At 58.0% G+C, this 19,373-nt stretch carries 19 protein-coding genes; 8 read left to right on the forward strand and 11 right to left on the reverse strand.

What is annotated here, in order from left to right; translation table 11 throughout:
- Positions 1-190 precede the first annotated feature (190 nt).
- From NW870_RS09280 to NW870_RS09315, 8 genes are all read right to left on the reverse strand, one after another.
- Positions 191-1,450, reverse strand: a complete 1,260-nt coding sequence (locus NW870_RS09280; protein WP_414374979.1) for a PLP-dependent aminotransferase family protein — start codon at positions 1,448-1,450, stop codon at positions 191-193.
- A gap of 22 nt (positions 1,451-1,472) precedes the next feature.
- Positions 1,473-2,594 carry a hypothetical protein gene (locus tag NW870_RS09285; protein ID WP_414374981.1) on the reverse strand — a complete coding sequence of 374 codons (1,122 nt, stop codon included), beginning with the start codon at positions 2,592-2,594 and terminating at the stop codon, positions 1,473-1,475.
- A gap of 200 nt (positions 2,595-2,794) precedes the next feature.
- Positions 2,795-3,379, reverse strand: a complete 585-nt coding sequence (locus NW870_RS09290) for a hypothetical protein (protein WP_414375003.1) — start codon at positions 3,377-3,379, stop codon at positions 2,795-2,797.
- A gap of 131 nt (positions 3,380-3,510) precedes the next feature.
- Positions 3,511-4,218 carry an orotidine-5'-phosphate decarboxylase gene (pyrF, locus tag NW870_RS09295; protein ID WP_414374982.1) on the reverse strand — a complete coding sequence of 236 codons (708 nt, stop codon included), beginning with the start codon at positions 4,216-4,218 and terminating at the stop codon, positions 3,511-3,513.
- The gene (locus NW870_RS09300; RefSeq protein WP_414374984.1) at positions 4,215-4,643 is read right to left on the reverse strand and encodes a DUF6464 family protein; all 429 of its coding nucleotides are present in this window, start codon (positions 4,641-4,643) and stop codon (positions 4,215-4,217) included. Before NW870_RS09300 ends, pyrF begins: the two co-directional genes overlap by 4 nt.
- A 53-nt stretch (positions 4,644-4,696) precedes the next feature.
- Positions 4,697-5,038 carry a hypothetical protein gene (locus NW870_RS09305; protein ID WP_414374986.1) on the reverse strand — a complete coding sequence of 114 codons (342 nt, stop codon included), beginning with the start codon at positions 5,036-5,038 and terminating at the stop codon, positions 4,697-4,699.
- A gap of 103 nt (positions 5,039-5,141) precedes the next feature.
- Positions 5,142-5,942 carry a peptidoglycan editing factor PgeF gene (gene pgeF, locus NW870_RS09310; RefSeq protein WP_414374988.1) on the reverse strand — a complete coding sequence of 267 codons (801 nt, stop codon included), beginning with the start codon at positions 5,940-5,942 and terminating at the stop codon, positions 5,142-5,144.
- Positions 5,939-6,370 (reverse strand): DUF3119 family protein, encoded by a 432-nt coding sequence (locus tag NW870_RS09315; protein WP_414355723.1) that lies wholly within the window; start codon positions 6,368-6,370, stop codon positions 5,939-5,941. The genes pgeF and NW870_RS09315 overlap by 4 nt, the downstream gene beginning before the upstream one ends.
- A 238-nt stretch (positions 6,371-6,608) precedes the next feature.
- On the opposite strand from NW870_RS09315, the gene NW870_RS09320 reads away from it, so the two are divergent.
- The gene (locus NW870_RS09320; protein ID WP_414374990.1) at positions 6,609-7,520 is read left to right on the forward strand and encodes a diguanylate cyclase domain-containing protein; all 912 of its coding nucleotides are present in this window, start codon (positions 6,609-6,611) and stop codon (positions 7,518-7,520) included.
- Between the two features lie 21 nt (positions 7,521-7,541).
- Here NW870_RS09320 and gcvH read toward each other — a convergent pair whose 3' ends face one another.
- The gene (gene gcvH, locus NW870_RS09325) at positions 7,542-7,931 is read right to left on the reverse strand and encodes a glycine cleavage system protein GcvH (RefSeq protein WP_011432013.1); all 390 of its coding nucleotides are present in this window, start codon (positions 7,929-7,931) and stop codon (positions 7,542-7,544) included.
- A gap of 81 nt (positions 7,932-8,012) precedes the next feature.
- On the reverse strand, positions 8,013-8,957 hold the full coding sequence (locus NW870_RS09330) for an alpha/beta fold hydrolase (RefSeq protein ID WP_414344493.1): 945 nt from the start codon (positions 8,955-8,957) through the stop codon (positions 8,013-8,015).
- 103 nt (positions 8,958-9,060) lie between these two features.
- Here NW870_RS09330 and NW870_RS09335 point away from each other — a divergent pair, with 103 nt between their 5' ends.
- Positions 9,061-10,008: an NAD(P)H-dependent glycerol-3-phosphate dehydrogenase gene (locus NW870_RS09335; protein WP_414355725.1), complete on the forward strand. Its 948-nt coding sequence runs from the start codon at positions 9,061-9,063 to the stop codon at positions 10,006-10,008.
- 291 nt (positions 10,009-10,299) lie between these two features.
- Positions 10,300-10,665, forward strand: coding sequence for a response regulator (locus tag NW870_RS09340; protein WP_414355726.1), 366 nt, complete (start codon positions 10,300-10,302; stop codon positions 10,663-10,665).
- A 121-nt stretch (positions 10,666-10,786) separates the two neighbouring features.
- On the opposite strand, the gene NW870_RS09345 is transcribed toward NW870_RS09340, so the two are convergent.
- The gene (locus NW870_RS09345; RefSeq protein ID WP_414374992.1) at positions 10,787-11,866 is read right to left on the reverse strand and encodes a VOC family protein; all 1,080 of its coding nucleotides are present in this window, start codon (positions 11,864-11,866) and stop codon (positions 10,787-10,789) included.
- A 413-nt stretch (positions 11,867-12,279) separates the two neighbouring features.
- Here NW870_RS09345 and pflB point away from each other — a divergent pair, with 413 nt between their 5' ends.
- The 5 genes from pflB to adhE all read left to right on the forward strand — a co-directional run bounded on the left by pflB (position 12,280) and on the right by adhE (position 19,369).
- The gene (pflB, locus tag NW870_RS09350; RefSeq protein WP_414374994.1) at positions 12,280-14,586 is read left to right on the forward strand and encodes a formate C-acetyltransferase; all 2,307 of its coding nucleotides are present in this window, start codon (positions 12,280-12,282) and stop codon (positions 14,584-14,586) included.
- A gap of 81 nt (positions 14,587-14,667) precedes the next feature.
- Positions 14,668-15,078, forward strand: a complete 411-nt coding sequence (locus tag NW870_RS09355; RefSeq protein ID WP_414374995.1) for a pentapeptide repeat-containing protein — start codon at positions 14,668-14,670, stop codon at positions 15,076-15,078.
- 225 nt (positions 15,079-15,303) lie between these two features.
- A complete protein-coding gene (gene pflA, locus NW870_RS09360) occupies positions 15,304-16,053 on the forward strand; it encodes a pyruvate formate-lyase-activating protein (RefSeq protein ID WP_414374996.1) in 750 nt (249 codons plus the stop codon).
- A 182-nt stretch (positions 16,054-16,235) separates the two neighbouring features.
- Positions 16,236-16,646 (forward strand): OsmC family protein, encoded by a 411-nt coding sequence (locus tag NW870_RS09365; protein ID WP_414343934.1) that lies wholly within the window; start codon positions 16,236-16,238, stop codon positions 16,644-16,646.
- Positions 16,647-16,738: 92 nt separating this feature from the next.
- Positions 16,739-19,369: a bifunctional acetaldehyde-CoA/alcohol dehydrogenase gene (gene adhE, locus NW870_RS09370; protein WP_414374997.1), complete on the forward strand. Its 2,631-nt coding sequence runs from the start codon at positions 16,739-16,741 to the stop codon at positions 19,367-19,369.
- Positions 19,370-19,373: the final 4 nt, after the last annotated feature.

The following is a 19,373-nucleotide window of genomic DNA, read 5'->3' on the forward strand; positions in this document are numbered from 1 at the left end:
GTAGTAATCCGTACTGAACATATTATACATTATTTTCAGTATAGTTGAGCTTATTATTGACTAGAGTCATGCTCTCCAGAAGAGCACACCCTCTTGGATGACTACTACACCCTCACGGCAGGGATCCCGGCTCGTCCAGAAGCTGCACCCAACCTGGTGAAGGGCGTTGGGCAATTTTTCCGGCGCATGGCTAAGGCTGTGGGGAGCAGGTGACGCGAGAGTGCATCAGTCTGTGCAGTTGCTCCCCAATAATCTGGATGCCGCTGACAATGCGCTCTTCCGGTTGGTAGCTGAAGGCCAGGCGCAGAGCATGGTCTCCTTGGCCGTCGGCAAAGCAGTGGGTGCCCGGCAGGAAGGTGACCCCCAGGGCGCGAGTAGCCTGCAACAAGGTGCTGGCGCTTAGGGAAGGGGGCAGCTCACACCAGACGAAAAATCCACCCCCAGGGGCCTCCACCTTGACTTCGGGCGGAAAATATTGAGCGATGGCCTCCAGCATCACCTGGCACTTTTCTCGGTAGCGACGGGTGAGGAGTTGAATGTGGCTTTGCAGACGGCCCTCCCCGCAATAGCGGGCCACCACCCGGCCCAAAAAGGGCCCCAGGGATCCCTCGCTGCGAAACATCTCCAGGCGGCGGATGATCTCAGGGTGACCACAGGCCCAGCCCACCCGCACCCCCGGCACCACAATCTTGGAGAAGGTGCCCACATGAAGAACCCAGCCTTCCCGATCCAGCGCAGCCAAACTGGGCAAGGGATCCCCGGCAAAGCGCAGGTCGTAGTAGGCCTCGTCCTCCACCACCACCACACCGTACTCAGCTGCCAACTGCACCAATTTCTGCCGCCGTGGCCCAGAGAGGGTGCAGCCTTTGGGGTTTTGGAAGGTGGGAATGGTATAGACAAATCGGGGGCGGATCCCTTGGCGAGCCAGATCGCGCAGCACCTCTTCCAGGCGATCCACCACCATGCCTTCCCCATCCACCGGAATCGAGATCAGACGCGCTCCTGCCGCCGCAAAACGGCTGACAGCCCCCATGAAGGTGGGCCCTTCCACAATGACCACATCCCCCGGCTCCACAAAGACCTGAGGCAGTAGGCCGAGGATCTGCCCAGAGCCATAGCCGATCAGTAGGTTTTCCGGCTGGGCCTCTACCCCTCTATCCCGCATCAACTGCAGCACCACGTCGATCAGCCCGGCAAACGTGCCGCCGTAATTGAGGGCATTGTCCCCATCCTCTGCCAACACCTCCGCCGTGGCCCGCGCCAAGTCGGCCTTGGGGAACAGACGCGGATCCGCCAGCCCAAAAGTAAAACTGGTAACCACCGGCGCTGCACCTGGGATCTCCGCCCCGAAAGGAGAAGGGATCACAGCCTGAGCCCGTTGGGCAAAAAGGGTTTGCAACAAGGGCCGCGAAGTGCTACGCGGTGCCGATGCGGACGAGGTCTGGGTCATGGCAAGCAAGAGAAAGAATACCTTAGGCCAATGCCTGCCACGATAACAAGAAAGAACTGCCCAGGAGTAGGGATCCCAAAACCCGCCGCCAGCTCCGGTAGGGGATCTCAGCCAAGACGCCGCCGGCGCTCAGGCATAGGAAGGGGAGCACCACCAAACCCCAGCGAGCACTTTGCTGCAGGGTGTTCACTTGGGGATCCCAAAACACTGCTGCCAGCACTCCCACCCAGAGGACATGGCCCAAGCCGGCCAAGCTGAGCAGGGCTTGTTGCCGTTCCGCCCAAGGCCAGCCCAGCCGCACCAAGCTCAACCCCAAGGGCAGCATCAAAGTAGCCAAAACAGCCAAGCCACTTTGGGAGCTGAGAGGATGGGGAATCACCTCAGCAGAGGTAGCCGGCAAATTAAACCGTCCCAGCCAGGAAAGCCCCATCACCAGCAGCAGCAAAAGCAGTCCTGATATTCCGAGCCGCTGACGCGAACGCAACGGTTGCCGCGGCCACTGCTGGCTCGTCCACAGCCCTGCCCAGAGCAAAGCCAAGGGCCAAACCTTATAGGACAGGGCACAGGCTAAGGCCAGACCCCACCAGCGCAAGGTGGATCCCGGCCCAACACCACAACTGCAAAGCAAAACCAGGCTGCCCAAAATCTCGCTGCCTGGCTCCAACCCTTGGGTCAACACCCAGGGGCTGAGTCCCCATAGACCGGCACTCCAGAAATTGCCCCAGCTCCAGCACAGCAGCAGAATGGCCAAGCAGGCCATAGCTGAGAAGATGTGCAGGATCCCTTCAGCCGGGATCCCGGTTCCCTGAGCCAGCCAGGGCAGTAGCCTGTCGGCAAAAGCGCTCCGCACCACTGACGCGAACGAGTGGTAGAGAGGCAGTTCCGGTTGGACAAAAGTCAGGGATCCCTCAGAACTGCTCACCGGCAAAACGCGCCACCACTGCAGAGGAGCCGGTTGCCCCCAAGAGCGGAGTCGCTGCCCCAAAAGAAGGCCCATCCCTCCCCATAGCAGCCAGTGGCCCATGAAACCAAAACCAACCAAACGCCGACGGCGATGGTTGTCCCTGTTGGAGGAGCTCAGGCGGGGAAATGAGCCGCGGGGCAGCCGCTTGCCCGGGCGGGGTGTGGCGGGGGGAAACTTCATGGGTAAACCCTAGCCTGTTCGCATGAGCAGTGCAGAACACTATCCCTACACGGGGTGGGCCCTCGACCGGCAGCAGAACATCCAACGCCCTCTACTCTTGGCCGGTTGGGGAGAAAAAGTGCCCCTTCGTTACTTCCAAAAGAGAATCTCCCCGCGTGACATACTCCCGCACTCATGCTGACGCAAAGCGCTCCGCGCCGCTAGAGAGAAGGTCTAGTCAACTCTAGATCGCCCGTCAAGGGGCAACCCGACTGTTGCCAGCGGCGGATGGCCTGGGCAGTGAGTCCATTCGTTACATCGCGAATGGGGATCCCCGATCCGGTTACCTGCAGACGCACCAACCGCCAGGGATCCCCAGGAGCAGCCCGCAGAACATAAGCCTCGTAGGCCAGTTGCAGGGTTTCGCTGCGCCGACCGGCCAAGGAGTTGCCCTCCTTTTGGGGGTGTTGGGGCAAGACCAAGCGGCGCTCCAGCGTGGTGAAATACAGCCGAAAAGCTTCTGGCGAAACAGCAGTTGCGGTGTCCGGCAAAACCGGAGCCAGCTCCTGTTGGCGTAAGCGGGCCGGAGACCCTGGAGAGAGCATTTCAACCTCCGGCTTCCCCACCAGCACAACCTGAAACTCAGAGCGGGAGCGGCTCAAGGCCAGATTGAGAAACAAAGGCAACTGCTCCGTTAGAGCTTCAGCCCAAACCTGGGGAGCAGCCAGACAAGCTTCCCCTCTTGCCGGAACGAAATGCTCCGCACCCCTAACGCGCCCAGGAGTGCTGACCAGGCCCAAAACCACCGACAAACCGACTCCTAGCCAACATCTCCTGCCGGATCCAGCCGGCCTTTTTTCAGGGATCCACTGCACAAGCCTACGGCGTCGTTGCATTACAGAACTACCCCAATAACATCGGGCATCTCCCCACACCCTCACCCGGCAGCATCCCATGAGGCTTGGAAGCGCCGCAAGGCGGCCACGGGATCGGGAGAAGCGGTGATGGGGCGGCCCACCACCAGATAATCGGCTCCTGCCCGCAGAGCTTCGTCGGGCGTGCAGATGCGCTGTTGATCCTCCTCTCCATCCCCCGCCTTGGCTTGGCCCAGACGGATCCCAGGAGTAACCAGCAAAACCTCCGGCCCCAAAGCTTGGCGCAACCGCGAGACCTCCTGAGGAGAGCAAACCAGTCCGGTAAAGCCTTGAGCTTGAGCCAGCCGGGCCAAATGCAACACATAGTCGGCGGGATCCATCTCGATGCCCAGTTCCTGTCGCACCTGCGGGGGGCTGATGCTGGTTAAGAGGGTAACCGCCAATAGCCGACAAGGACTGCCCTGGGCGGCTGCCACGGCTGCTCGCAACATGGCACTGCCGCCGGCAGCATGGACGGTGAGCAGATCCACTCCATAGCCGACGGCCACCTCCGTAGCCCTCCCCACGGTGTGGGGAATGTCGTGCAGCTTCAAATCCAGAAAAATGCGCTTGCCCCTTTCCTTGAGAGCCTGCAGAACGGAAAAACCCGCAGCAGTGAACAACTCCAGACCCACCTTCCACCACAGCACCTGCGGCAAAGAGTCCACCCACTTCAAAGCCTGCTCTTGAGAAGAGGTATCCAGCGCAACAATCAGGCGGTCACCCTTCATCGGGGCTCATTCCGGGGCTCATAGTGGGGACAGCCCTCACAGGGGCCGCAGGGGTTGACGGCGCAGCGCAACTCTGGAGAATGGGCATTGTAGCGGCAGGTGGGATCCCCGATGTATTCTGGCGGCGAAGCCACGTAAGTGTAAACAACCACACCCCCAAATCCTATCGGGCTGACGAAGAAACGACTGGTGGTGAAAGATTCGCCAGAAGGGTTGAGGGTTTCCTCAAAGGGTTCTGGGTCAGGCTCCAGCTCCACTTCCTCCTCCAGATTCCAGAGGGCTTCCCACTGCCTAAGGGTTTCCTGTAAAGGCACAGCCAAGTGCTCTGCCAGCTCCATCAGGGCAGTCTCCAAAGAGGCCAAACTTTCTTCGGCCACTTGGGCAAAGGCTGCAACCCATTCCTCCAAAAGTTTCTCAAAATCCATGCAGCAGCGACCTAGAGGCTCCTTCTTCACCTTACCGCCAGCCTGGGCAACCTTTAACTTCCTCCCCGGCAAACGGCATCCACCAGAGCTTGATTCACCAATGGAAACAGCTCCGCCAGTTCTTCTGTGGATAGGTTTCCGGTACAGACATTGGCGCGAATATGCCACTCTGCCCACATTTGTGCCGAAGGAGCAGCAGGATCCCGGCCCTCCTCAGAACCTGAACCGCCCACAGGTACCCGAGGGAGGCTGCGTCCCGACCCAAGGTTCAGTTGCAGTACGCTGTCACGGTTGATGCCGGTTAGAGAGGTTTGAGCATTAACCCCTTCAGGCAAAGCAAGCGCCAGGGACAAAGCCATCCAAGACAATCCACAAAAGGTAACGCTGCGAAACATGGGATCCTCGCCGGCTAGGATTAGTTTATTTTAAGAGCCCTATCTCGAGCGCAATTATAGCCACTACTTCCCGTTCCTCCGGGCAGAACTGGGTCAAGTCTGCCTACGACCGCAGGCCGATTCCCGACCACTGCACGCAATGACGGCCCTGCTCATCCTTCAGGGATCCATCGCGGCGATAGGAAAAGAAATCTTGGGGCTGGCTGAGGGTGCAATGGGGGCTGACGGCAATGTGTTCAGGGGGGATCCCTTTGGCTTGGGCTTGGGCACCGTTGACCCAGCGCAGATCCAGGCGAACCTTGCCGGGCAGAGGATCGGGCAACAGGGCGGCGCGGGCATCCAGCCCCGGGGGTAAACTGTTCAGCACCAGCTCCGCCACCGCTTCTGACACCTGATAGACTGACCCCGAAATAGAGGGCCCGATGGCCACGCGGATCCCAGCAGCAGGGATCCCCGCCCGGAGAAACTCCTGCAGCACCTTGGACAAGATCCCCGCAGCAGTGCCTCTCCACCCGGCGTGAATGGCCGCCACCCATTCTCGACTGGCCACCAAAATCGGCACACAGTCAGCGGTGCAGACCCAGGCAGAATCCCCTTGGCGGCGGGCAATGACCGCATCCGCCTGAGAACGGGTAGAGATCCCTTGACCAGCAGAGCAGTCCTGCTCTCGTTTGTGTCCAAAGGTTTCGGTGATCCCATCTGCCCAAACCCAGTTGCAGCCATGCACCTGATGGCCCCACGCGGCCTGTTCAGGGGGCAGTTGCAGCCGGGCGGCCAACTGAGATGGGGGATGGGGATGACCTTGGCGAGAGCCAAAAGCGTGAGGCCACTCCGCCAAAAGCTGACACTCCAGCCAGCGCCATCTCTCTGCCTGCTGCCAAACCCACAAGGCGGAGCCACTCATCGGCGGGAGCTACCCGGACCAGCAATCGGCGGGGATCCTTGAGACCGATGTTGGGCGTGGAGATGACCCACCCGCTCTTCCAAACACATCTTCAGCTCAGCAGGGTTAAACAGCATCGGCAAAAAATGAATGCTTTTGGTTTCTCGGAAAAAGAACAACACCGGCAGCGGCGGCCAGAAAATTTGCCAATCCTGCCACTCGCTGTAGGGAAACTCGCGGATGCGCTTGGAGCCGCTGTAGACCTGCAGCGCCGTCCTGGTAAAGGCCAGCCCGATCAGAGAGGTCTGCACCATCAAAAACAGGCCGAACAGACCCACCCCCAGCCCCGCCCAAAGCGAAAGCCAGAACAACGGTACCGCCAAAGCCAACACCGACAGGCTGAGGCGAAAATCCGGAGTCAATAGATGGGCAGAATTGGGCCTGATCATGCCCCACTCCTCCTCTCAGGGATCCCAGCCCCATTCTAGGCTGCCTCGGCGACTCTTCAGAAGTTAGAAGATTGGGAAAAAAGGAGATAGTAAATGATAAACTCCAGAGTTCCGCAGGTTTACAGATCAGAACCGGCAAGACGACCCCCATCTACCCAAATGCGCCCTTGGGAAAACCGGCATAATACGGATATAACGAGTGCTTACTGCTAACCTGCACAACCCGTTGGGTCTCTCCATGCCTATCGATCCTCTCTCTCTGATGCCAGAGGAGCCAACCACTCAGATTCCCTCAGAAGTCTACGAGCGCGGATCCCAGGCCGGGCCGGTTGGGGCCTTTCTGACGGTGCTCAGCGGTGCCAATGTGGGCATGACGTTTCCCTTGGCAAGGGGTGGGGTTTTGGGGCGCAGCCACTGCGCGGATATCCAGCTCTTGGATCACGCCGTCTCCCGGCAGCACTGTCGGCTGGAGAGAGAAGATGAAGGTTATGTTCTCACCGACCTGGAGAGCCTCAACGGCACATATGTTAACGGCGAGCGCGTCAGCCGCGTTCTCCTGAAGGATGGAGATTACATTCAAGTGGGGGCCAGCACCCTCAAGTTTGCCTACTACAACGCGGCAGAAGAAGCCTTCTTTTTGCAAATGGCCACTGCTGCCCTCTATGACCCGCTAACCGGTCTGTATAACCGACGTTTTTTCCTGAAGCAACTGGAGCTGGAGATCCCCTTTGCTCTTCGCCATCAAATTCCTCTCCACGTGCTCTATCTGGATTTGGATGGGTTTAAGCAAATCAACGACCGCTGGGGGCACTGGGCTGGGGATCAAACCTTAATCCAGGTGGCGCGGCGATTGCAAGCTCACGTTCGCCAAGACGATCTGGTGGCCCGCTTGGGGGGCGATGAGTTTGCCCTGCTGGTGCGCGGGATCCCAAACCCGCAAATCTTGGGGCTGACAGAACGCTTGCGGCAGGCCGTCCAGTCCCTGTCGGTGCAGGTGGAAGCGGAGATCATCTCCCTGAGCTGCAGCGTGGGCATCGCCTCTCTGCTGGAGCTGGAAGAAGGAACTGACCCACAAAGTCTGCTGGCTGCTGCCGACAAAGCCCTCTACCGGGCCAAAGCTGAGGGTGGTAACCGAGAGACTTTCCTGTAGCTCGAGGCCACCTGTTGGGGTTCAGGATCCCTCTACCAAGCTGGCATAGGCTTCGGCACTCATGGTGTCTTCCAAGTCTTCGGGGTTGGCAATGCGCACCTTGATCAGCCAACCATCGCCATAGGGATCGTCAGCAAGGCTTTCGGGGCTCTCCACCACCGCTGTATTCACGGCCACCACCTCTCCAGAAAGAGGGGCATAGAGATCTTCAACGGCCTTGACCGATTCTACCGAGCCAAAGCTTTCCCCTTTTTCAATCTCTGTCCCTTCTTCGGGCAAGCCCACGAAAACGATATCCCCCAGTTGATCGACGGCATAAGCTGTGATCCCAATCACCGCAATATCATCCTCAACATGGATGTACTCGTGGGTGTCCACGTAGCGCAGATGGGATGGATACTCCAGGGCCATGCCGGTTCTCCCATAAACTCAGTGGATTATTCTAGGGTCAACCCTTGAAGATGGTAAAGAGCGGATCCCAAGCCCGGCCCGCTAGAGAAACTCCATCAGCAGCCGATTGACCGTTTGCGGAGCTTCCTGCTGCGCCCAATGGCCGCATTCGGGGATGTACTCCTTGCGCAGGCCGTTGGGGAAAAAGGGATCCATCCCCTCGGTTAGCTCGCGGCTGAGGGCAAAGTCTTCTTCTCCCCAAATCAGCAGGGTAGGGGCGAGGATTTGCCGCATGGGCTGCAAAAACAGGTTCTGCAAAGTGGGCAGGTTAAAAAGCTGGCGGTAGTAGTTGAGGGCAGAGGTGAGAACCTTGGGTTTGGAGAGGGCCTCTTGGTAGAGCTTGAGGTCGTGGCGGGTGAAGGCGCTTTTGCGCACCGAAGTTTCCTGGAAAATGCGGCGCACCCAATCTCCCAAGTCCCATTGCAGCACCCACTCTGGCAGCCAAGGCAACTGAAAAAAGAACAAGTACCAACTGCGGCGCAGTTGATCCAAGTTGCTCAAGAACTCCCGCCGGAAGCAGGCCGGATGGGGAGAATTGAGGACGGCCAGCTTGCGAATCTCCTCAGGGAAAAATTGCGCCCAGTGCCAGGCAATGGCTCCCCCCCAATCGTGGGCTACGACCACCGCTCTTCGGGCCCCAAAGTGGCTTAGCAAGCCGCGGATATCCTCGGTAAGGGTATCCAGGTCATAGCCGTGATCCGGTTTGTCGGAATCGTTGTAGCCGCGCATATCGGGTGCCACCACGCGAAACCGCTGCGCCAACACCGGAATCTGATGCCGCCAGGAGTACCAAAACTCCGGGAAACCGTGCAACAAGATCGCCAGCTCCCCTTCCCCTTGGGTGACATAGTGCAGTTGAATGCCATTGGTAAGGGCATAGCCGTGCTGCCAGGTTCCCATCTTGGCGGCTACCTCAGGAGGAAGACGGGGGATCCCTGCTTCTGCCATGTCGTCTGCTCTCGAGCTAACCCATGATTTGGTATCCACCCATACTAACCTTTGCCGTTGGTCTTCCCTTCGCCGGTGCAGGTTTTTTGAGAGGCATCCTACGAAGAAAGCTTAAGAGAAAGTCTGCGGGTGAACAGATTAGATGAACACTAGCGCAGAAGGCCAAAGCCCAACATCTCCTCAAAGCGTTGCCATTTTGGGAGCCGGGGCTTGGGGAAGTACCCTGGCAATGCTGGCTCAGGGGCAAGGGCACCGGGTGCGGGTTTGGGATCGCCGCAAGGGCCTGGATTTGGCAGAGGTGCTCCAGGGATCCCAAATCCTCATCTCAGCCGTCTCTATGGCGGGGGTACGCCCTGTGGTGGAAGCGGTGCGCCAAGTGGGGATCCCGCCGCAGGCAATTTTGGTCTCGGCCACCAAAGGGTTGGATCCACTGCAGCTTCTGACCCCTACCCAAATTTGGGGGGCCACCTTCCCGGAGCAGCCCCTGGTGGTGCTTTCGGGGCCCAACCTCTCGGCGGAGATCCGTCAAGGCTTGCCGGCAGCAGCAGTGGTGGCCAGCCGGGATCCCTGGGCCGCTGTGCAGGTGCAGTATGCCCTTTCTTCAGAGCGGTTCCGCCTCTACACCAGCAGTGACCCGTTGGGGGTGGAGCTGGGTGGCACTCTGAAAAATGTCATTGCCATCGCTGTTGGCGTGTGTGATGGCTTGCAACTGGGGGCCAATGCCCGTGCGGCTCTGGTTACCCGCGGCCTGGCAGAGATGATCCGGGTGGGATCCAAGCTGGGGGCACGGGCAGAAACCTTCAACGGCCTGTCGGGGTTGGGGGATCTGCTGGCCACCTGTCACAGTTCCCTCAGTCGCAACTACCGGGTGGGCTACGGGCTGGGCCAGGGCAAGCCTTTGTCGCAGATTTTGGCCGAAATGGAGGGTACTGCCGAGGGCGTTTACACAGCTCCGGTCGTTGTAAAAATTGCCGCCCAACACGGGATCCCCGTGCCCATTACTCAAGAGGTTCACCAGTTGCTGCAAGGGCAGACCACTCCCACCGCCGCTCTCGCCCGCCTGATGGAACGACAACTGACCTCAGAATAGGCTGCCCTCCCCCCCGGCCCCTCTCCCAAAGGAGGAGAGGAGTTTGGGCTACCTGGCATAACCGCAAATCTACGGACAAGGAAAGTTGTCCCTCACGCTACCAGGATTTTTGCAGAGCCGTGGGATCCCAGAATGAGCGATTTGGCGGAGTTTTTTTCCTCAGGGTTTCCCTACACTGCCCCTATAGTTCTTTTACTTGCTCCTGCATCAACTCGGATCTCTGTTGCTCCGGGAAGTGGATAGTGGGCCCGACAGGCTGGGCTGGGTTTTTGCTTGCTTTTTTACAAAGTTATGTCCAAACGCATCTTGGTGATTGAAGACGAACCCTCCATCCGTACCTACCTGCAGAAGGTGTTGCAAAGAGCGGGGTACGACGCGGTGGCGGCCACCGATGGAGAGGAGGGTTTGCAGATGGTGCGCACGCTGATGCCGGACTTGGTGTTGTGCGATGTGGTGATGCCCAAGCTGAACGGCTATGGGGTGCTGGATGCTCTGAGATGGGATCAGTCCACGGCTCACATCCCCTTCGTCTTTCTCTCCTCGAAAATCTCTCCCGAAGAGATTGAACAGGGGTTATGCTTTGGCTCCGATGCCTATTTGACAAAGCCCGTTGACCAAAAACACCTGTTGAAAGCCGTTGCTGCCCAATTGTCTTGAGTTGACCGCCTTCCGCATACCCGAACGGTCGGCTGGAAACTCAGGGGCAATCAATCGTGTTGATTAACTGGAGACATTCCCCTGGTGCTCCCACTGGATCCCCAGAGCGTTGACGAGGGTGTTAACAGGCCCGAGCCTTCTGCCGTTGTCGCTGTTGGCGTTCTAGAGCTTCAAACAGGGCTTGAAAATTGGCTTCGCCAAAGCCTGTGGCTCCACCCAACCGTTGGATGACCTCGAAAAAAAACGTGGGCCGACCAAACAGAGGCTGAGTGAAGGTTTGCAACAACAGGGGGGGGTGTGGGGAATCAGAAGCAGGCAAGGTGGCATCCAAAAGGAGCTGCTGCTCCACCAAGTCGTGCCAGGAGATGGCGGGGGGCAACCCACCAGAACGGAGTATTGCTCCAGAAGCCAGCTCCCTTGCCAGGTTTGTGTAATACTCCGACGGCACCTGCAGAAAGTTTACGCCCCCCTGTCGCAGCCGGCGCACACCGGCAACGATATCCGAGCTATGCAACGCCGCATGTTGCAGGCCAGGGCCATGATGGGCATCCAAAAACTCCTGGATCTGGGAAGCGGCACAGGTGGGCTCGTTGATGGCCAACTGGATCCCGGCTTCAGGATCTCCCACCACCACACTTTCTAGGCCAGAGGTGTTGGTGCGGATGCTATAGCGATACAGAGACCGCCAACCCAGCACCTGCCCATACCAATCTGCCGCTGCCTGCAGGGATCCCCGCTCCACGTTCAATACCAGGTGATCCCAGTGGGAAAACAGGTTCTCCTCAGCAGGGGCTGAATCGGGGATCCCTGAGCTGGGGATCAAAGAATGCCTGAGTCCATAAGGAGTGCGCAGGCACAGAGCAGGGCAGCCTTCGTCTTCTGCCGGGATCCACTCCACTTGGGCTCCTCGCCTCTGCAAAAGCTCTGCCAAGCCCAACAGCTCTTGCTCCTCCACCGCCAAGGCCACATCCACCACCCCAGGCGAATGTTGCTGCAAATAGCGATCCACCTCATCCCCGGCGTGAGCCGGCTGAGATAGGCGCAAGCGCAGGGATCCCTGACGCAGACAGAGGGTACTGCCGAGCTGTCCGTCCATTCGGAAGCCCCAAACCTGACAAAAGTGTTCCTGCCAACGGGGCAGATCCCAAAGATAGAAGTGCAGGTGATGGATCCCTTGGACGATTCGATTGGACTGGTTCATAGAGCAAGGCACTGCTAAGGCAAAGGCCGAGTATCCTGACGTTCTCACGGCAACAGACGACCTGGGCCGTCCTACCTCAGCATAGGCCCGCCATTTGCCGATGGAAAAGCGTAAAACAACGTTAAGAAGATATTAAAACAGCATTAAAAAATAGGATGAAAATAAGATTAAAAAATCACGCAACCGAAAATATCCTCAGAGCGCAAGGGACTAAAATTAAATCAGGCGAGGTGTATTTAGAACGCCTAAAAAAGAAACAGAAGAGTTGCTAAAAGCCCTTCGTAGGATCCCTATAAGCCTTGCAGAGATCTATTGGTTCTTTAGCTCTCTTTTAGAGCCTGCGTGGGGCAAAGGCCGGGGTGCTGCCTCGCCCTGTCGATAGATTATCAGGCGTAATAGCCGGGAGGATTGTTATGGTTGCCAGTGTGCAGCGTTCTGTAGCATCACCTACAGAATTGAAGGCGGAACCAAGGACAGGATCCAACGCAGCCGGTCAAAAAGTTTTGAGCGATTTTGCAACGGGATCCTGGCAGCGCTCCATCGACGTCAGAGACTTTATTCAACGGAATTACACCCCCTACACCGGCGATGAAACCTTCTTAGCTGCAGCCACCGAGCGCACCCAGCGGCTGTGGGCCAAGGTCAAGGATTTGATGGCTCTGGAGCGAGAGCGAGGGATCCTAGATGCCGATACTGCCGTTCCCTCTACCATCACCAGCCACGCCCCTGGCTATATCGACCCAGAGCTGGAACAAATTGTGGGGCTGCAGACGGACAAACCCCTGAAGCGGGCCATCATGCCCTTTGGCGGCATCCGCGTGGTGGAGTCTTCCCTCAAAGCCTATGGCTACGAGCTGGATCCCCGCACCAAGGAAATTTTTACCCAGTACCGCAAAACCCACAACGACGGCGTTTTTGACGCCTATACCGAAGAGATGCGCCGCTGCCGCCGCTCCGGGATTATCACCGGCCTGCCCGATGCCTACGGTCGGGGTCGCATCATTGGGGACTACCGGCGGGTGGCCCTCTACGGGGTGGATCGGCTCATCGAAGACAAGCAGGCCCAAAAAGCCAGTCTAGACCTGGACACGATGGACGAAGAGACCATCCGCCTGCGGGAGGAGCTCTCCGAGCAGATTAAGGCCCTACAAGAGCTGAAAGAGATGGGATCCCGCTACGGGTTTGACCTGGGCCGTCCGGCAGCCAACGCCCGCGAAGCCATCCAATGGCTGTACCTGGCCTACCTGGCAGCCGTCAAGGAGCAAAACGGGGCGGCCATGTCCTTGGGGCGGGTGTCCACCTTCCTGGACATCTACATCGAGCGGGATCTGCAGGCCGGGATCCTCACCGAGGAAGAGGCCCAGGAGCTCATTGACCACTTTGTTATGAAGCTGCGCATGGTCAGGTTTTTGCGCACGCCCGAGTACAACGAGCTATTCAGCGGGGATCCCACCTGGGTTACCGAGTGCATCGGCGGCATGGGCCTGGATGGGCGGCCTTTGGTTACCAAAACCAGCTTCCGCATGCTGCATACCCTCTACAACCTTGGCCCAGCGCCCGAGCCCAACTTGACCGTGCTCTGGTCGGAGCGGCTGCCGGAAGCCTTCAAGCGCTACTGCGCCAAGGTCTCCATTGAAACCAGCTCCATCCAGTACGAAAACGACGACTTGATGCGCCCCTACTGGGGGGATGACTACGGCATCGCCTGCTGTGTGTCGGCCATGCGCATCGGCAAGCAGATGCAGTTTTTTGGAGCGCGGGTGAACTTGGCCAAGTGCCTGCTCTATGCCATCAACGGCGGTCGGGATGAGATCTCCGGCGAGCAGGTGGCTCCTGCTTTCGCCCCCATCACCGCCGATGTCCTGGACTACGACGAGGTGTGGCCGCGCATGGCGCAGATGATGGCCTGGCTGGCCAAAACCTACGTCAACACCATGAACATCATCCACTACATGCACGACAAGTACTGCTACGAGCGCCTGGAGATGGCCCTGCACGACCGGGACGTGCTGCGCACCATGGCCTTTGGGTTGGCCGGCCTGTCGGTAACAGCCGACTCCCTATCCGCCATCAAATACGCGCGGGTACGGGCCATCCGGGATGAGCGGGGCCTAGTGGTGGATTACGCGGTGGAGGGCGACTTCCCCAAATACGGCAACAACGACGACCGAGTTGACTCCATTGCGGTGCAACTGGTGCAGACCTTCATGGCCGAGCTGCGCAAGCACAAGACCTACCGCAATGCCATCCCCACCCAGTCCATCCTCACCATCACCTCCAACGTGGTCTACGGCAAGAAAACCGGCAACACCCCCGACGGGCGGCAAGCGGGCGAGCCCTTTGCCCCAGGGGCCAACCCCATGCACGGCCGGGACACCAAGGGGGCGGTGGCGTCGCTGGCTTCGGTGGCCAAGCTGCCCTACGACGACGCTCTGGATGGGATCTCCAACACCTTCTCGATTGTGCCGGCGGCCCTAGGTCGCACAGCGGAGGAGCGGGTTGCCAATCTAGTGGGGCTGCTGGATGGCTACATGCGGGATGGCGGTTTCCACCTCAACGTCAATGTTCTCAACCGCGAGACCCTGCTGCATGCCATGGAGCACCCGGAGCTCTACCCACAGCTCACCATCCGGGTTTCCGGCTATGCGGTGAACTTCATCAAGCTCACCCGCGAGCAGCAACTGGATGTCATTAACCGCACGTTCCATCAACACTGCTAAAAGACCAGCCTGGGGATCCCTGAAGTCCGCCCATACCGGGGTCGATGGAAGGGATCCCCCATCGATAACCGAGGAGGCCCGATGACGATGACTGTTTGTAGCGCTGCGGATCTGGTCAGCCAGTATGCCTCAGGACGGCGCGATTTTCGGGAGATCGATTTGCAAGGGGCTAACCTGCAGGGGATCCATTTGGCTGGCGCCGATCTCAGCTATGCCGACTTCGGCGGAGCCAACTTGGCGGGGGCCAATTTGCGGGGGTGCGATCTCAGTTTTGCCGACTTCAGCGGAGCCAACCTATCGGGAGCCGATTTGCGGGGATGTCTCCTCTTTGGCAGCAATTTCCGAGGGGCGCTCTTAGAAGGAGCCTTGTTGGATCACGCAGATTTCGATGCCTATACCCATTTCCCGAAGGATTTCGATCCCAAGGCCCACCGCCTGCACGGCATCACGGTGGATACCTCCGTGCCTAGCCCACACGACCCATCGGTCTGAGCTGGGTGGGATCCCTGAGCTGCCCTTTCGGCTTTTTATCCCCCTTTCTCCCTGCCAGCCAGGATAGCAGCGGTCTAGCTAAAAGACCCTAGGGATCTAAAAAAATCTAGCCCCAACCTAATCCAAAGAGAAATGGAAACTGTGTTCTATTTAACCTGAGTTAGCAATCTGGAAGAAAACCTCAAGATTGATTGATATTTTGCAAAAGTCATCCAGGATAAAAGTATGGATACCGTTATGAACCCCCTGACACCAATTGCTGGGCGCATTCACTCGGTGGAAACCTGCGGCACCGTCGATGGGCCAGGAATCCGCTTCGTAATTTTTACACAGGGTTGTCCACTTCGCTGTTTGTATTGCCACAACCCTGACTGTCGGGATCCGGAGGCGGGACAGCTTGTTACGGTTGAGTCTTTAATTGCCGAGATCCAACGTTACAAGAATTACTTGCGAGGGGGGGGAGTTACGGCTACCGGGGGAGAGCCTTTGCTGCAACCCACCTTTGTAGCTGAGATCTTCCGTCGCTGTCATGAGTTGGGCTTGCACACGGCTTTGGATACTTCTGGCTATGGGCAACTGGAAGCAGCCAAGCCTGTGTTGGAGCATACAGATTTGGTGTTGCTGGATATCAAGTCTTATCTGCCGGAGCTGTATCGAAAGGTCACCGGTGTTTCGCTAGAACCCACTCTTAATCTGGCCCGCTATTTAGACCAGATCCACAAGCCTACCTGGATTCGTTTTGTGCTGGTTCCCGGCTTGACGGATCCCGAGGAAAACATTAAGGGCCTGGCCGAGTTTGTGGCCACCTTATCCAACGTGGAGCGAGTGGAAGTTTTGCCCTTTCACAAGATGGGGGAATACAAATGGCAGCAATTGGGATTGCCTTACACCCTTGCCGATGTCGATCCACCCACACCCGAACAGGTGAATCACGCCTTACAAATCTTTCGGGATCAAGGACTGGTGGCTATTTGACAATTCTGCAGTTGCGGCTTGGGTCAGCATAGCCAGGTCACGCTTAGATCCGAAGTGATTCACAGTTAATCTCTGCACCGTCTCCAGATTGGCCCTGAGCTGACTGGAATCCAAGTTGATCCCCAGGCTAACTTTACGGACTCTATGTGAACTGAAGAATATCCCAAGAGGAGGGATCCCCAATGGAAGTTTGCGTCACCTACCGCGATGGTGTTCAGTTCCAAGCAGAAAGTCGAGGGCACCGCATTCTCAGCGACCAGCCTTTGGACAATCACGGTCGAGATCAGGGAATGACGCCGCCGGAATGGTTTCTGGCTTCTCTGGGCGCCTGTGTTGGTTTTTATGCCGTCAAATATCTGGAAGCTCGGCAGTTGGATCCCAGTGGACTAGAGGTGGTGGTCACGGCGGAGAAAGTTGAGCATCCGGCTCGCCTAGACAACATTCACATTCGTGTAAAAACTGGGATCCCGCTGGACGGAAGGCATCAAAAGGGGCTGGAAAAAGCAGTTGATGCCTGCATCATTCACAATACGCTCACCCATCCCCCCACCCTGACCACCGAAATCCAAGTTCCTGCTCCTGTTGGCGCCTAGATTGCCATTCGGGTTATTCGACTATTTCCAACTATCCGATTGTCAATTGTTCCTATCGTCTAAGTCTTGATGAGTTTTGGAGGGATCCACCGATGCCAGTAACCAATCTAGCCGAGCTGGAAACCTTGATCCAGCAGGTGAAGGCTGCCCAAGCTGAATATGCAACTTTCACCCAAGAACAGGTAGACCGGATTTTTCACAAAGCCGCTCTGGCTGCCAACAACGAACGGATCCCGTTGGCCAAGCTGGCGGTACAGGAAACCGGCATGGGTATTGTGGAGGACAAGGTGATCAAAAATCACTTTGCCTCGGAATACATTTACAACAAATACAAACACGAGAAAACCTGCGGGGTTATCGAGCGGGATGAGAGCTTTGGCTACGAGCGCATTGCTGAACCAGTAGGGCTTTTGGCAGGTATTGTGCCGGTAACCAACCCTACCTCGACGACCATTTTCAAGGCTCTGATCACCCTCAAAACCCGCAACGGCATTATCTTTTCTCCCCACCCGCGGGCTAAACAATGCACCATTGCCGCGGCCAAAGTGGTCAGAGAAGCTGCCGAGGCAGCGGGCGCTCCTGTGGGGTTGATCGGCTGGATCGACGAGCCCACCATCGAGCTGTCCCAGGCTTTGATGCAGCATCCTGAGGTGAAGCTGATCTTGGCTACCGGCGGGCCTGGCATGGTCAAAGCGGCCTATTCTTCGGGCCACCCGTCTTTGGGGGTGGGAGCGGGCAATACCCCGGCAGTGATCGATGCCAGTGCCGATATTCCCATGGCTGTCAGCTCGATTTTGTTGAGCAAGACCTTCGACAACGGCATGATCTGTGCCTCAGAACAGGCAGTGGTGGTGGTGGATGCCATCTACGAGCAGGTCAAGGCCGAGTTTCGCCATCGGGGGGCCTACATTTTGGATCCGGAACAAATCGAAGCCGTGCGCCGCATCCTTCTCAAAGACGGTCGCCTCAATCCGGCCATTGTGGGCCAGTCGGTGCAGACCATCGCTGCCCTGGCCGGTATCCAGGTACCCGAAGGCACCAAACTGCTGATTGGGGAAGTGGAGAAGGTGGGGCCGGAGGAGCCCTTCTCCTACGAAAAATTGGCCCCTGTTCTGGCCCTCTACCGCGCCAACGATTTCCACAGCGCCGTAGATGTTGCTGTCCAACTGGTCAATTTCGGCGGGCGGGGACACACCTCTGTTTTGTATACAGATCCCGCCAATCGGGACGATATTGCCTACTTTGAAAATGCCCTGCAAACCGGTCGAGTCTTGATCAACACTCCCTCTTCACAAGGGGCCATTGGGGATCTCTACAACTTCAAGCTAGATCCCTCTCTGACTTTGGGCTGTGGCACTTGGGGAGGCAATTCGATCTCCGAGAATGTGGGGCCGCGCCACCTGCTCAACATTAAAACGGTAACCCAACGTCGGGAAAACATGCTCTGGTTTCGGATCCCGCCCAAGGTTTACTTCAAGCCCGGATGTCTGCCTATTGCTCTGCGGGAATTGGCCGGCAAAAAACGCGCCTTTTTGGTGACCGATAAGCCGCTCTTTGAGTTGGGCATATTGCATCCCATCACCCAGGTTTTGGATGAGATTCGCGTGAGCTGGGATGTGTACCACGATGTAGAGCCGGATCCCACCCTCAGCAACGTCAATCGCGGTCTGGAGCAGTTGCGCCAGTTTCAACCGGATGTGATTATTGCGGTCGGCGGGGGATCCCCGATGGATGCGGCCAAGGTGATGTGGCTGATGTACGAGCAGCCCCAGGTGGAGTTTGATGGCTTGGCGATGCGCTTCATGGACATCCGCAAGCGGGTTTACGAGCTGCCGCCACTGGGGCAAAAAGCTCAGCTCATCTGCATCCCCACCACTTCCGGCACGGGATCCGAGGTGACGCCCTTTGCCGTAGTGACCGATGACCGGGTGGGGATCAAATACCCCCTGGCGGACTACGCCCTCACCCCCACCATGGCCATTGTGGATCCGGATCTCACCTTAAAGATGCCCAAGAAGCTAACGGCTTACGGGGGTATCGATGCCCTCACCCACGCTCTGGAAGCCTATGTGTCGGTGATGGCCAGCGATTTTACCGATGGGCTGGCATTACAAGCCATCAAGCTGCTCATGACCTACTTGCCGCGGGCCTACGAGAAGGGCGCCGAGGATCCCGAAGCGCGGGAAAAAGTCCACTACGCCGCCACCATTGCCGGCATGGCCTTTGCCAACGCCTTTTTGGGGGTGTGCCACTCCCTGGCCCACAAGCTGGGATCCACCTTCCATCTGCCCCACGGCCTGGCCAATGCCCTGATGATTACCCACGTCATCCGCTACAACGCCACCGACGCCCCCTTTAAGCAGGCCATTTTTCCCCAATACCGCTATCCCAACGCCAAGCACCGCTACGCGGAAATTGCCGATTACCTGCAGTTGGGCGGGGCGGATGACGATGAAAAGGTCATGCGCCTCATCGAGGCCATCGAAGAACTCAAGCGGAAACTGGAGATCCCGGCCACCATTCGCGAGGCCCTGGGGGAGAAAGAGCGGGAGTTTTACGACCGTCTGGAGGCGATGGCGGAGCAAGCCTTTGACGACCAATGCACCGGCGCCAACCCCCGCTATCCCCTCATTCAAGACATGAAGGAGCTGTACGTTTTGGCCTATCGGGGCTGCCGGGTGGATTCTGCCCTCTACCACCAGCCGGAACCAGTGTTGGCCTAAGGAG

This window comes from Synechococcus sp. R50.1 (genome assembly GCF_047462115.1).
Taxonomy (GTDB): domain Bacteria; phylum Cyanobacteriota; class Cyanobacteriia; order Thermostichales; family Thermostichaceae; genus Thermostichus.

Coding starts and splice junctions, on each gene's coding strand:
- NW870_RS09335 (WP_414355725.1), top strand. CDS start 9,061: ATGAACACTAGCGCAGAAGGCCAAAGCCCAACATCTCCTCAAAGCGTT.
- pflB (WP_414374994.1), top strand. CDS start 12,280: ATGGTTGCCAGTGTGCAGCGTTCTGTAGCATCACCTACAGAATTGAAG.
- gcvH (WP_011432013.1), bottom strand. CDS start 7,931: ATGGCCCTGGAGTATCCATCCCATCTGCGCTACGTGGACACCCACGAG.
- NW870_RS09300 (WP_414374984.1), bottom strand. CDS start 4,643: ATGGATTTTGAGAAACTTTTGGAGGAATGGGTTGCAGCCTTTGCCCAA.
- NW870_RS09345 (WP_414374992.1), bottom strand. CDS start 11,866: ATGAACCAGTCCAATCGAATCGTCCAAGGGATCCATCACCTGCACTTC.
- pyrF (WP_414374982.1), bottom strand. CDS start 4,218: ATGAAGGGTGACCGCCTGATTGTTGCGCTGGATACCTCTTCTCAAGAG.
- NW870_RS09355 (WP_414374995.1), top strand. CDS start 14,668: ATGACGATGACTGTTTGTAGCGCTGCGGATCTGGTCAGCCAGTATGCC.
- NW870_RS09305 (WP_414374986.1), bottom strand. CDS start 5,038: ATGTTTCGCAGCGTTACCTTTTGTGGATTGTCTTGGATGGCTTTGTCC.
- NW870_RS09365 (WP_414343934.1), top strand. CDS start 16,236: ATGGAAGTTTGCGTCACCTACCGCGATGGTGTTCAGTTCCAAGCAGAA.
- pflA (WP_414374996.1), top strand. CDS start 15,304: ATGGATACCGTTATGAACCCCCTGACACCAATTGCTGGGCGCATTCAC.
- NW870_RS09315 (WP_414355723.1), bottom strand. CDS start 6,370: ATGATCAGGCCCAATTCTGCCCATCTATTGACTCCGGATTTTCGCCTC.
- NW870_RS09285 (WP_414374981.1), bottom strand. CDS start 2,594: ATGAAGTTTCCCCCCGCCACACCCCGCCCGGGCAAGCGGCTGCCCCGC.
- pgeF (WP_414374988.1), bottom strand. CDS start 5,942: ATGAGTGGCTCCGCCTTGTGGGTTTGGCAGCAGGCAGAGAGATGGCGC.
- NW870_RS09340 (WP_414355726.1), top strand. CDS start 10,300: ATGTCCAAACGCATCTTGGTGATTGAAGACGAACCCTCCATCCGTACC.
- NW870_RS09320 (WP_414374990.1), top strand. CDS start 6,609: ATGCCTATCGATCCTCTCTCTCTGATGCCAGAGGAGCCAACCACTCAG.
- adhE (WP_414374997.1), top strand. CDS start 16,739: ATGCCAGTAACCAATCTAGCCGAGCTGGAAACCTTGATCCAGCAGGTG.
- NW870_RS09280 (WP_414374979.1), bottom strand. CDS start 1,450: ATGACCCAGACCTCGTCCGCATCGGCACCGCGTAGCACTTCGCGGCCC.